This window comes from Caballeronia sp. INDeC2 (genome assembly GCF_023631325.1).
Taxonomy (GTDB): Bacteria; Pseudomonadota; Gammaproteobacteria; order Burkholderiales; family Burkholderiaceae; genus Caballeronia.
Map to the genome: position 1 here is coordinate 59,721 of NZ_JALQDG010000013.1, position 12,767 is coordinate 72,487.

Consider the following 12,767-nt stretch of genomic DNA (forward strand, 5'->3'; position numbering starts at 1 on the left):
ACACGAGCATGAGCTACCGGGAATTGATCGCCGAGCTGGATCGCGAGCACGCGGAAGCGCTGTCGGACGCGCTGCTTGAAGTCGGGGCGCTGTCGGTGTCCGTCGAGGATGCCGACGCCGACACGCCCGACGAGCAGCCGCTCTTCGGCGAGCCGGGACTCGTGCCCGAGAAGAGCGCGTGGAACCGCTCGCGCGTCGTCGCGCTGCTCGCCGAGGACGCCGATCCCGACGTGCTGCTCGCCGCTGCCGCGAACGAGATCGGCCTCGCGGCGGCGCCGTCGTTCACCGTGCGCGATGTCGAGGAGCAGGATTGGGTGCGTCTCACGCAGGCGCAATTCGATCCGATTGCTATCGGCGAGCGCATCTGGGTGGTGCCCTCGTGGCACGACGCACCCGATCCGAACGCGCTCGTGCTCGAGCTCGATCCGGGGCTCGCGTTCGGCACCGGCAGCCATCCGACCACGCGGCTGTGCATGGAATGGCTGGAGCAGTCCGTGCAGCCGGGGCAATCGCTGCTCGATTACGGCTGCGGCTCGGGCATCCTCGCGATTCTTGCGAAGAAGTGCGGCGCCGATCCGGTCGTCGGAATCGACATCGATCCTCAGGCGGTCGAGTCCGCACGTCAGAACAGCGAGCGCAATCGCGCGGACGTGACCTACGGTTTGCCCGACGCGTGCCCTGCCGGCGAGTTCGATATCGTCGTCGCGAACATCCTCTCGAATCCGCTCAAGCTGATGGCATCGATGCTCGCCGCGAAGGTGAAGCCGGGCGGCAAAATCGCGCTGTCGGGCGTGCTCGCGCGTCAGGCCGACGAAGTCGCGGCGGTCTATGCCAAATGGATCGATATCGGCGTCTGGCGCGAGCACGAAGGCTGGGTATGCCTCGCGGGAACGCGGCGCGAAAGCCTTTAGAATAGCGCCATCTCCCACGACTAGGCCGTCAGGCCAACGGCACTTCTTATATGGCGCTGGCAACCCGCTGCCCTCACTGCGAAACCGTGTTCAAGCTGGACCCGCACCTGCTCGCGCCGCACGACGGCCGCGTGCGCTGCGGACACTGCCAGGAAGTCTTCGATGCCGCGCATCATCGCTTCGAGCTTCCTGACGAGCCGGCTGCGGCAGGTGTGGCTCAGCATGCCGCGATCATCGACGATGATGTCGCCGTCGGTCCCGCTACCGGTTCGGGCGCCGGTCACGCCCCCGATACGCCGGTGCACATAACGGCCTTGCCCGACGCACCGCTCAAGCCGCGGCCGTTCGCACCACGCAATCTCGATCTCGGCGCGACCGGCCCGGCAAAACACGCCGACGCGCCTTCTCCGCCATCGCGTTCCGCATCCGGCGCGGACAGCAATTCTCCCGCGGTCGCGGGCACCGCAGGACAGAATCGAACCACGCCAGCGCGCACCGAACCGGCGCAAGCCGATGCGGCGAACGAGCCGTCCGCGCTGCCCGGCGACACAGGGCGCGTGAAGCAATTCATCCGCGTGGGCGCGCCGCATGCCGATGCCGCGAATTCCGCGCAAGCCGGCGCCAATGCCCCGCTCGGCGAGCCGCCCGTTGCGCCGTTCGATCCTGTCGACGATCGCGCGGAGCCGTTCATCGGACCGGTTCATGAGCCGGACGCGCAGCCCGTGCAACCTGCGCCCGAACCGCCCGCGGCACCGGCATGGCGCGACGACGCGGAGCCCGGCTTCGGCGCGAGGAAGCCGCCCGTCCCCGCTCGCCGCGCCAGCGCGAACGAAGCGTTTCCGGTCATCCGCGAACCGCGCGAATCACGAGAGTCGCGCGCGCCGGCGCGTGCCGCGTCGGGGAAAGGCAAGCGCATCGTCGGCATCATCGTCGCCGTGCTGCTGGCGGTGCTGTTGCTCGCGCAGCTCGCGTGGTGGCAACGCGAATCTGTGATGGTCTACGTGCCCGGCTCGCACGCGCTCTATTCGGACGTGTGCGATCAGATCGGCTGCACGATCTCGCCACCGCGCGACATCGACGGATTGCAGATCGAGAGCTCGGGCCTGCGTCAGGTCGACGGTCCGCACAAGCTCGAACTGAAGCTGTCGTTGCGCAATCGGCTGGATGTCGCGCTCGCGTATCCGGCGCTCGAACTCACGCTTCTCGACGACAAGAACAACGTCGCGATCCGCCGCGTGCTCTGGCCGCAGGATTACGCGCGACCGGGTACGATATTCGCCGTCGGCCTTCCGCCGCAAAGCGCGCAGCCGGTCGTCGTCCGGCTGGATACGGGCGACGCGGTCGCCGCGAATTACCGGGTTCAGGTCTTCTATCCGTGATCGCAATTTAGCGCGGTCGATCACGCGCGAGGCTACCGGACCCACTGCCACACGACGCGCGTCCGTGCCCCACGGCGCGGCACGCGCGATTTTCCCGTCAGCATCTGACACTTCTCTGGAGCGCAACATGAGTCAAGTTACCCTCGGCGGCAATCCCATCGACGTCAGCGGCACTTTCCCGAGCGTTGGACAGCAAGCGTCCGAATTCACGCTCGTCGGCGCAGATCTCGGCGACATCAAGCTTGCGAACTTCGCGGGCAAGCGCAAGGTGCTGAATATCGTGCCGAGTCTCGACACGCCGACCTGCGCCACCTCGACGCGCAAGTTCAACGAAGCGGCCGCGGGCCTGAACAACACGGTCGTGGTCGTCGTTTCGGGCGATCTGCCGTTCGCGGCGAAGCGCTTTTGCACGACCGAAGGCATCGCCAACGTCGTGACGGCGTCGACGTTCCGTGGCCACGAGTTCGCGCAAGCCTACGGCGTCGACGTGACGAGCGGCCCGCTCAAGGGCCTGACGGCGCGCGCGGTCGTCGTTCTCGACGAGAACGACAAGGTGCTGCACTCGGAGCTCGTGTCTGAAATCAAGCAGGAGCCGAACTACGACGCTGCGCTCGCCGCGCTGAAGTAATTCTTCCGGCGGACCGCTTTCCATGGAAGCGGTCCTCGCATACGAGGCGCGGTGAAACGCTCGCCGCGCGCCGTATGCGCATTTTTTCCTCGGCCCCTATTCATAAAGGACGTTCGCCTTGGCTACGCTCATCTGCGGCTCGCTCGCCTACGACAACATCATGACCTTCCAGGGCCGCTTCGGCGACCATATCCTGCCGGATCAGGTGCACATGCTGAACATCAGCTTCCTGGTGCCGACGATGCGGCGCAACTTCGGCGGCTGCGCGGGCAACATCGCCTATGCGCTGAAGCTGCTCGGCGGCGATCCGAAGATCATGGCGACGCTCGGCGCGGAAGATTCGCAGCTTTACGTCGACCGGCTCGACGCGCTGGGTCTGTCGAAGGAATACGTGCGCGTGCTGCCCGAGCAGCACTCGGCGCAGTGCTTCATCACCACCGATCTCGCGAACAACCAGATCACCGCCTTCCACCCCGGCGCGATGATGGAATCGCACCTGAACCGCGCCGATGAAGCGCAGGGCATCTCGCTCGGCATCGTCGCGCCCGACGGCGCGCAAGGCATGCGCGAACACGCCGAAGGACTGGCCCGCGCCGGCGTGCCGTTCGTCTTCGATCCGGGCCAGGGATTGCCTATTCTGGAAGGTGTGGAACTTCGTCGCATGATTGAACTCGCCACCTACGTGGCGGTCAACGATTACGAAGCCAAGTTGTTGAGCAACAAGACCGGCTGGGCGATCGAAGACATCAAGAGCCGCATCGACGCCCTCGTCGTCACGCGTGGCGAACACGGCGCGCAGATCTATCATGAAGATGGCGTGTTCGACGTTCCCGCCGTGAAGGCGCAGCAGGTGGTCGATCCGACCGGTTGCGGAGACGCATTCCGCGGCGGCCTTCTCTACGGGATCGAGAACAAGCTTGGCTGGGAGAAAACGGGTCGTCTTGCGAGTCTGATGGGTTCGCTGAAAATCGAACATCAGGGACCGCAAACCTACGCGCCGACGCGCGCCGAAATCGAAGAACGTTTTAAACAGGCCTTCGGAAGCAGCCTGTTTTGAGTGATTGGAGTGAAGGAATGAAAACGGTAAGTCGTATCGCGCTGGCAATGGCGCTCGTTGGCTCGGTCGCGCTGACGGGCTGCGCCTACAACAGCAGTTCTTCGGACGTTTACACGGCCTCGCAGGCGCAGCGTGAGGAAACGGTGCGCATGGCGACCGTCGAAAGCGTGCGCGGCGTGAAGATCAGTTCGAACAACGGCCAGCCGACCGGCCTCGGCACCATCGGCGGCGGCGCGCTGGGCGGCGTCGCGGCGGCGAGCGTCATCGGCGGTGGCAATGGCTCGATCATCGCGGGCATCATCGGCGGCCTGGCTGGCGCCGTCGCGGGTAACGCGGTCGAGAACAACGTCGCGATGAAGAACGGCCTGGAGATCACCGTGCGCCTCGATAACGGCGACATGCGTGCGATCACTCAGACCGCCAACGGCGAAGTCTTCCAGGCAGGCGAGCGGGTCCGTCTGTTGTCGAGCGGCGGGGTCACGCGCGTCACGCACTGACTCACGCATTCGCCGGAGGAATGGACGCCGCAAGGCGAGCACTTCGTTTGACGCGAGCGCATGTATCGAAAGATGCATGCGCTTTTTCTTTGGGCGCTCGAAACGCGCGGCACGCGCGACGAGATCCGTTCGCCGAAATGAAAAACCCGCCGCCAGATTTCCGGCGACGGGTTCAGGCCGGGTAGGCTTACCCGGACTAAGGGCACAGCGCACTGTGCCTGGGTGTTGCGTACTGCGAGAGCTTACGGACGGCTGCCCGTCGGAAACGGCCATGCTGCTGCCGGGTTCAACGCCGTCTTGACCGCAGCGGCCGGAGCCGGAGCAGGCGCCGATACGGTCGTTGCCGTCGTTGCAGGAGCGGCAGCCGTAGTCTTCTTCGCAGCAGCGGCCTTCTTGGCCGGAGCTTTTTTCGCGGGGGCCTTCTTCGCAGCGGGAGCCGGCGCAGCAGGTGCAGGCGCAGCGGCTGCGGTCTTCGCAGCAGCCTTTTTCGCGGGAGCCTTTTTCGCAGCGGTCTTCTTTGCAGCGGCCTTCTTCGCAGGCGCCTTCTTCGCCGCGGCCTTCTTTGCAGGCGCCTTCTTGGCTGCGGCCTTCTTCGCGGCTACCTTCTTGGTCGCGACTTTCTTTGCTGCGACTTTCTTGGCTGCGGCCTTCTTCGCGGGGGCCTTCTTCGTGGCTACCTTCTTGGTCGCGACTTTCTTCGCTGCGGCTTTCTTCGCGGGGGCCTTCTTTGCCGCGACCTTCTTCGCGGCAACCTTCTTCGCTGCAACCTTCTTCGACGCGACCTTCTTCGCCGCTACTTTCTTCGCTGCGACCTTCTTCACAGCGACCTTCTTGGCGGCAACCTTCTTCGCCGGAGCGGCCTTCTTGGCGGTGACTTTCTTCGCTGCAGCCTTCTTGGCGGCGGGTTTTTTCTTGGCAACTGCCATGGTTTTTCTCCTTCAGGTTTTAAGATGAGAGTCAGTTCAAACAACACCCTTCGTCAAAACCCGCTTCCCACGCGTCGCCTCTCACAGCGCACGCTACGAAGCGGATTATTCATCGGCGTACGCTGATCCCACCTGCTTACGCTAATGAATACGGCAAGGCGCGCCGTGCCCCGAGGCACCGCGCGCCAAATTGAGTCAGCACCGCATCTTCGCGGCGCCGGCCATCGCTTGATCGAGCCAGCGAGCATGCCGCTGGCATTTTCCGGGGGGAAGTTTGCCCATCCCATTGAAGGGATCGCAAAACGCCTGTCTTCCATTCGTGCCGATAGTCGGCTCGCCAAGTCAGTAGGCGCACTTTGCATCAGGCGACCGTTCTCCTAAACCTTGTCGATCAGGCGCGCGTGAGCGACACGCTGCTGCCTGACCGTCCCATCGATTTCGTCTGCAACACGTCCTGGATTTTTATTATTCCCAGGTCAGCGCGCCGCCGGTTTGATACTCAATCACGCGTGTCTCGAAGAAGTTTCGTTCCTTCTTCAAGTCGATCATTTCGCTCATCCACGGGAACGGGTTTTCCTCGTTCGGGAAGAGCGGGTCAAGCCCGATCTGCTGGCAACGCCGGTTGCAGATGAAGCGCAGGTAGCTCTTGAACATCGACGCATTCAAGCCGAGCACCCCGCGTGGCATGGTGTCTTCAGCGTAGCGATATTCGAGTTCCACCGCTTCCTTGAAGAGCTCGCGGATCTCGGCCTTGAATTCGGCGGTCCACAGTTGCGGCTCTTCAAGCTTGATCTGGTTGATGAGGTCGATGCCGAAATTGCAGTGCATCGATTCATCGCGGAGGATGTACTGATACTGCTCCGCCGCGCCCGTCATCTTGTTCTGGCGACCCAGCGCCAGAATCTGCGTGAAGCCGACATAGAAGAACAGTCCTTCCATGATGCAGGCAAACACGATCAACGACTTCAGCAATTTCTGGTCCGCTTCCAGCGTGCCCGTGGTGAAGGCCGGGTCGGTCAGCGTATTGATGAAGGGAATGAGGAACTCGTCCTTGTCACGGATCGACTTGACCTCGTGATAGGCGTTGAAGATTTCGCTTTCGTCCAGCCCGAGCGATTCGACGATGTACTGGTACGCGTGCGTGTGGATCGCCTCTTCGAACGCCTGGCGCAGCAGGAACTGGCGGCACTCCGGAGCGGTGATGTGACGGTACGTGCCGAGCACGATGTTGTTCGCGGCGAGCGAGTCCGCCGTGACGAAGAAGCCGAGGTTGCGCTTGACGATGCGGCGCTCGTCGTCCGAGAGACCGTTCGGGTCTTTCCACAGGGCGATGTCGCGCGACATGTTCACTTCCTGCGGCATCCAGTGATTCGCACAGCCGGCGAGGTACTTCTCCCATGCCCACTTGTACTTGAACGGCACGAGCTGATTGACGTCGGTCTTGCCGTTGATGATGCGCTTGTCGGCGACATTGACGCGCGCTTCGCTCTGCGCGGCGATCGCGCCGGCGGACGGTGTTGCGGCTGCGGGCGGAACGAAGCCATCGGAGAAGATGTTCGTCGAGTTCGCCTGAGCAGTCTGATGGGTAGCTTGATGAGCTTGCGCGAATTGCGCCGTGCCTTGAGCGTTGCGCAACGCGTTCGGTTGCGAAGCGCTCGAGGGAGCTACGGCAGTGGTCTCGTCATCCCAGTTGAGCATAAATTCTCACCATCAATTTAGATCGGTTTGTACCATCTTTTCATGAGCGATAAAAGAGTTTGCTCATGAAAATTCTCGTTTTCATGCGATTTAGATTCGACGTTGCTACCTGCATACAACACTTGGCTCGCAGCCGTGTGTGTGAAGCTCGATGCGACATCTCTTGAATCGTGTGTGAAGCGGTCCTGATCGAGTGACTTCGAAGACATCGCAACGTGCTTGCGACTAGCTTCATCGATGCCTTGAAAGCCTTGTTCCACGGTGCTTTGCGGCCGACGCGCGATGCATGATGCGAAGCATGTCGCGTTTCGCTGCGAGCATCGACTCACTGCTGTGCGTGCGATTGCGAACGCATCGAAGCGTGGTTCGCTTCGATCATCGTCGATGTCTCTCGACGACACTCGATGCGATACAAAACATGTGTCGATAACCGAGCGTCTTGACGCGTTCATTCGCTCATCTTCGATGAGCTCCGATGCTCTTCACTCGAACACGCGCTGCACGCCACTCGAAGACACGCGCCCAGGCATGTGAAACCGCTCGTCGTTGCCTGCTGCATGCTTCGAATTCGTTGCCGAAGTTTAGCATTTGGCGTCTCGTATTTCCACAATATCTTGTGCTTGCAAAAAGGTTAAACACAATCTATAGCGTGTTTACGCGACCATCCGTCTCAGCAGAAAAACCTCATCGGCCTCTCAACGGATCGAGCAGCGAGCGCAGGTTGTTGTGGTCGATCTCATGCATCAACGCGAGCAGCCTGCCGAGCTTGCCCTCTGGAAAACCCTCACGCGCGAACCATGCGAGATAGTGACCGGGCAGATCCGCGATGAGCCGATCCTTGTACTTGCCATAGGGCATCGTCTGCGTGACGAGACGTTGCAGGTCCTGCGGGTCCATCGTTACTTCACTCCTCGTTCAGTGTTCATCGCACCACGCAGCGCGCTTCGATCACTCAGCGACTGCTCCATATCGGTGCCATAATCGCCGCTCTTGCCGCCAAGAGTCGATCGCGAATCACCATGCCGCTTGCCGTCAAAGCTTTCATTGCCCCTCTCATCGTCGCGTGCGCGATGTTCATGGAAAGCGTCGACGCCAATGTCATCGTCACCGCGATTCCTGAAATGGCGCGCGCCTTCGGACGCGATCCCGTCACGTTGAAAGTCGCGGTCACGAGCTACGTGCTCGGGCTCGGCGTCTTCATACCGATCTGCGGCTGGGTCGCCGACCGCTTCGGCGCACGCGCCGTGTTTCGCACGGCCATCGGCGTGTTCGTCGTCGGCTCGCTGCTCTGCGCGGCTTCCACATCGCTCGGCCCCTTCACCGTCGCGCGCTTCATCCAGGGCGTCGGCGGCGCGATGATGGTGCCCGTCGGCCGCATCATCATCTTCCGCTCGGTGCGCCGCTCGGAGTTCATTCGCGCGATGAACTATCTCTCCGTTCCCGCAATGCTCGGACCCGCGGTCGGTCCGTTGCTCGGCGGTTTTATCACGACGTATCTGCACTGGCGCCTGATCTTCTTCATCAACATCCCGATCGGCATCGCCGGCATCTATCTGACCAACCGCTACATCGCCAACTCGCACGAAGATCATCCGGGCCGGCTCGACTGGTTCGGCTTCTTCCTCTCCGCGAGCGCCGGCGTGTTGCTGCTGCTCGGGCTCTCGCTCGTCGGCGGCGAACTGATACCGCAAGGCACGGCTTACGCGATGTGCGCAGCCGGCGCGCTGATGGTCGTGCTGTACTGCATCCACGCGCGCCGCTCGGAGAAGCCGCTGCTCGACTTGCGCTTCTTTCGCGTGCCGACGTTTCAGGCGAGCGTGCTCGGCGGTTCGATGTTTCGCATCGGGCTCGGCGCCGTGCCGTTTCTTCTGCCGCTCGCGTTGCAGGAAGGTCTGGGCATGACCGCGTTCAAGTCCGGCGCGATCACTTGTGCGTCCGCGTTCGGCGGCATGTTCATGCGCTCGCTCGCGTCGCGCGTGTTGCATCGATTCGGCTTCCGTCAGACGCTCTTCTATAACGCGGCACTGTCGGGCATCGCCATCGCGGCATGCGGCTCGTTCTTTCCCGGCACGCCGACGTGGGTGATCTGGGCTGTCGTGCTGCTCGGCGGCTTCTTCCCGGCCTTGCAATTCACGAGCCTCAACTCGCTCGCGTATGCGGAGATCGAAACGCGCGATGTCGGGCGCGCGACGAGTCTCGCGAGCTTCGTGCAGCAGGTGTCGCTTGGTCTTGGCGTGACCGTCGCGGGTATTACGCTCGAACTCTCGCAATATCTGAACGGGCATTCGAGCGTGCAATGGTCGGATTTCTGGCCTGCGTTTCTCGTCGTTGGGTTGTTCTCTTTTCTTTCGATGCCGATTACGGCAAGGCTTGCGCATGATGCCGGGACGGAGATTTCGCGCGGGACGCGAGGCTGAGGGTGCTGTTTCCGTCAGCGTGTCGTTTGTTCAGTAGCCGCCTTCCCGGCGCAGGGGTCACTTTCTTTGCGCTAGCCAAAGAAAGTGACTGCCGCCCCGGGGAGGGGCATCGCTAATAAACCAACACGAAACCGGGATCCGGCGAAAAACAAAAGCGAAAAAAAAGACCGGCACCGACCACTTCCCTCACAGAGAAGGAAGCACCGGCACCGGTCCGCAGAGACCGATTCAGCCCAAGCTTACTGGCAAGCCTCACACTCGTCGAAGCCCGGATCACCCGGACGCATCATGCAGACAGGGCCATCGGCTTCGGGCGCCGCTTCCACCGCCGCAGCATTGAAGCCGCCCGCGCCCGACGACGCACCACCCGACACGCCGCCAAAGCCACCTTGCGCACCCGATGCGCCCGAACCGCCATCCCCCGACGGCACGGCATTCAGCGCGCCATGCGCGACCGTCGACTTCTCGACGTGCGTCGCCGCCATCGTACGGAGGTAATACGTGGTCTTGAGACCGCGAATCCACGCGAGCTTGTAGACCTCGTCGAGTTTCTTGCCCGACGCGCCCGCCATGTAGATGTTCAGCGACTGCGCCTGATCGATCCACTTCTGACGGCGCGACGCCGCTTCGACCAGCCACTTCGGATCGACTTCGAACGCCGTCGCGTAGATCGCGCGGAGATCCGCCGGAATGCGGTCGATGCGCGAGAGCGTGCCGTCGAAATACTTCAGATCCGACACCATCACTTCATCCCACAGGCCGCGCGCCTTCAGGTCACGCACGAGGTAGTCGTTCACGACCGTGAATTCGCCCGACAGATTCGACTTCACGTACAGGTTCTGGAACGTCGGCTCGATGCACGCCGACACGCCGATGATGTTGGAGATCGTCGCCGTCGGCGCAATCGCCACGCAGTTCGAGTTGCGCATGCCGTGCGTCGAAATGCGCGAGCGCAGTTGCGCCCAGTCCATCGTTTCGGACGTATCGACTTCGACGTAGCCGCCGCGCGCCTGCTCCAGCAGCTTCAGCGAATCCTGCGGAAGAATGCCGCGATCCCACAGCGAGCCGCGATACGTCGCGTAACGGCCGCGCTCTTCCGCGAGTTCCGTCGATGCGTAGTACGCGTAGTAGCACACGGCTTCCATCGAACGATCCGCGAACTCGACCGCTTCGCCCGACGCATACGGCGTGCGCAGCAGATGCAGGCAGTCCTGGAAGCCCATGATGCCCATGCCGACCGGGCGATGCTTCAGGTTCGAGTTACGCGCCTTCGGCACCGCGTAGTAGTTGATGTCGATGACGTTGTCGAGCATGCGCATCGCCACGCTGATGGTGCGCTTCAACTTCGCGTGATCCAGCGCGTAGCTGCCGTCGGCCTGCTTCTCCATGTGCGCCACGAGGTTCACGGAGCCGAGGTTGCAGACGGCGATTTCCGTTTCGCTCGTGTTCAGCGTGATTTCCGTGCACAGGTTCGACGAATGCACCACGCCGACGTGCTGTTGCGGCGAGCGCACGTTGCACGGATCCTTGAACGTGATCCACGGATGGCCCGTCTCGAACAGCATGCCGAGCATCTTGCGCCACAGTTGCGCCGCCGGCAGCTTCTTGAACAGCTTGATCTCGCCGCGCGCGGCTTTCTCTTCGTAAGCGACGTAGGCCTTCTCGAAGTCCGCGCCGAACAGATCGTGCAGGTCCGGGCAGGTCGACGGCGAGAACAGCGTCCAGTCGCCGCCTTCGACGACACGCTTCATGAACAGGTCGGGAATCCAGTTCGCCGTATTCATGTCGTGCGTGCGGCGGCGGTCGTCGCCCGTGTTCTTGCGCAGTTCGAGGAATTCTTCGATGTCAAGGTGCCACGACTCCAGGTACGCGCACACCGCGCCCTTGCGCTTGCCGCCCTGATTCACCGCGACAGCCGTGTCGTTCACGACCTTCAGGAACGGCACCACGCCTTGCGACTTGCCGTTCGTGCCCTTGATGTGCGAGCCGAGCGCGCGCACGCGCGTCCAGTCGTTGCCGAGGCCGCCCGCGAACTTGGAGAGCAGCGCGTTTTCCTTCAGCGCTTCGTAGATGCCGTCGAGATCGTCGGCGACGGTCGTCAGATAGCACGAGGACAACTGCGAGCGATGCGTGCCCGAGTTGAAGAGCGTCGGCGTCGACGACATGAAGTCGAAAGACGACAGCACGTTGTAGAACTCGATCGCGCGCGCTTCGCGGTCGATCTCGTTGAGCGACAGACCCATCGCGACGCGCATGAAGAATGCCTGCGGCAGTTCGATGCGCGTGCCTTCGACGTGCAGGAAGTAGCGGTCATAGAGCGTCTGCAGGCCGAGATAGCCGAATTGCAGATCACGGCTCGCGTCGAGCGCGGCGCCGAGGCGTTTCAGATCGAATTGCTGAAGCTTGTCGTCGAGCAGGCCGGCTTCGACGCCGCGCTTGATGAAGAGCGGAAAGTATTCGGCGTAACGTTCGCCCATTTCGGCTTGCGTCACTTCGTCTTCGAGAATTTCGCGGCGGATGGTATGCAGGAGGATGCGTGCGGTGACCTGGCTGTACGCCGGGTCCTTTTCGATCATCGTGCGCGCGGCGAGGATGGCCGAGTCGTAGACCTGGCTCATCGGCACGCCGTCGTACAGGTTCTTCACCGTTTCCGCGACGATCGGTTCGGCCGACACAGCGTCGCCGAGATTCGCGCAGGCCGACACGATCAGCGCCTTCAGCGCGTCGAGATCGAGCGGGCGCGTGACGCCGTTGTCCGTCACGTTGATCGCGCCTTCGGGCGATTGCGCGTCACGCGTATCCGCGCGCTCTTGCGAACGCTGCTGCGTGCGCTTCTCGCGATACAGCACGTACGCACGCGCGACGTTGTGCTCGCCGCCGCGCATCAGCGCGAGCTCGACCTGATCCTGAATATCTTCGATGTGGAACGTGCCGCCATGCGGACGGCTACGCACGAGCGCGCGCACGACGGCTTGCGTCAGTTGCTCGACGAGCTCGCGCACGCGCGCCGAAGCCGCGCCCTGCCCGCCGTTCACGGCGATGAACGCCTTCGTTACGGCGATCGCGATTTTCGTCGGCTCGAACGACACCACGCTTCCGTTGCGACGGATGACCTTGTAGTCCGCAAACGTCGTGTTCGGCGCGAGCGCTTGTGCGGCGCCCGTGGCCTGCGCACCTGCCATGGGCTGTGCGGATGCGCCTTCGAATGAAGTCGTGGCGTTGTCGGTGGTTTGCATGTGCAAAACTCCTGGTGT

General features: G+C 62.7%; 10 protein-coding genes and 1 pseudogene. 6 read left to right on the plus strand and 5 right to left on the minus strand.

Annotated features, from left to right (window positions below):
- Positions 1–8: 8 nt before the first annotated feature.
- The 5 genes from prmA to NCS28_RS11570 all read left to right on the plus strand — a co-directional run bounded on the left by prmA (position 9) and on the right by NCS28_RS11570 (position 4,472).
- A complete protein-coding gene (gene prmA, locus NCS28_RS11550) occupies positions 9–911 on the plus strand; it encodes a 50S ribosomal protein L11 methyltransferase (protein ID WP_250513958.1) in 903 nt (300 codons plus the stop codon).
- 50 nt (positions 912–961) lie between these two features.
- On the plus strand, positions 962–2,290 hold the full coding sequence (locus NCS28_RS11555; protein ID WP_250513959.1) for a DUF3426 domain-containing protein: 1,329 nt from the start codon (positions 962–964) through the stop codon (positions 2,288–2,290).
- A gap of 127 nt (positions 2,291–2,417) precedes the next feature.
- Complete coding sequence (tpx, locus tag NCS28_RS11560; RefSeq protein ID WP_250513960.1) at positions 2,418–2,918, plus strand: thiol peroxidase; 501 nt, start codon at positions 2,418–2,420, stop codon at positions 2,916–2,918.
- Positions 2,919–3,036: 118 nt separating this feature from the next.
- Positions 3,037–3,975 carry a carbohydrate kinase family protein gene (locus NCS28_RS11565; RefSeq protein WP_250513961.1) on the plus strand — a complete coding sequence of 313 codons (939 nt, stop codon included), beginning with the start codon at positions 3,037–3,039 and terminating at the stop codon, positions 3,973–3,975.
- A gap of 17 nt (positions 3,976–3,992) precedes the next feature.
- Positions 3,993–4,472, plus strand: coding sequence for an outer membrane lipoprotein (locus tag NCS28_RS11570; protein WP_250513962.1), 480 nt, complete (start codon positions 3,993–3,995; stop codon positions 4,470–4,472).
- A 242-nt stretch (positions 4,473–4,714) separates the two neighbouring features.
- Here NCS28_RS11570 and NCS28_RS11575 read toward each other — a convergent pair whose 3' ends face one another.
- The 4 genes and pseudogenes from NCS28_RS11575 to NCS28_RS11590 all read right to left on the minus strand — a co-directional run bounded on the left by NCS28_RS11575 (position 4,715) and on the right by NCS28_RS11590 (position 7,993).
- The gene (locus NCS28_RS11575) at positions 4,715–5,398 is read right to left on the minus strand and encodes a histone H1-like DNA-binding protein (protein WP_250513963.1); all 684 of its coding nucleotides are present in this window, start codon (positions 5,396–5,398) and stop codon (positions 4,715–4,717) included.
- A gap of 31 nt (positions 5,399–5,429) precedes the next feature.
- Positions 5,430–5,760, minus strand: a pseudogene (locus NCS28_RS11580) (hypothetical protein).
- A 103-nt stretch (positions 5,761–5,863) separates the two neighbouring features.
- The gene (locus NCS28_RS11585) at positions 5,864–7,096 is read right to left on the minus strand and encodes a ribonucleotide-diphosphate reductase subunit beta (RefSeq protein ID WP_250513964.1); all 1,233 of its coding nucleotides are present in this window, start codon (positions 7,094–7,096) and stop codon (positions 5,864–5,866) included.
- 684 nt (positions 7,097–7,780) lie between these two features.
- Positions 7,781–7,993 carry a DUF3820 family protein gene (locus NCS28_RS11590; protein WP_061163789.1) on the minus strand — a complete coding sequence of 71 codons (213 nt, stop codon included), beginning with the start codon at positions 7,991–7,993 and terminating at the stop codon, positions 7,781–7,783.
- Between the two features lie 122 nt (positions 7,994–8,115).
- Here NCS28_RS11590 and NCS28_RS11595 point away from each other — a divergent pair, with 122 nt between their 5' ends.
- Positions 8,116–9,513, plus strand: coding sequence for an MFS transporter (locus tag NCS28_RS11595; protein ID WP_250513965.1), 1,398 nt, complete (start codon positions 8,116–8,118; stop codon positions 9,511–9,513).
- Between the two features lie 239 nt (positions 9,514–9,752).
- Here NCS28_RS11595 and NCS28_RS11600 read toward each other — a convergent pair whose 3' ends face one another.
- Positions 9,753–12,749, minus strand: a complete 2,997-nt coding sequence (locus NCS28_RS11600; RefSeq protein ID WP_250513966.1) for a ribonucleoside-diphosphate reductase subunit alpha — start codon at positions 12,747–12,749, stop codon at positions 9,753–9,755.
- Positions 12,750–12,767 lie beyond the last annotated feature (18 nt).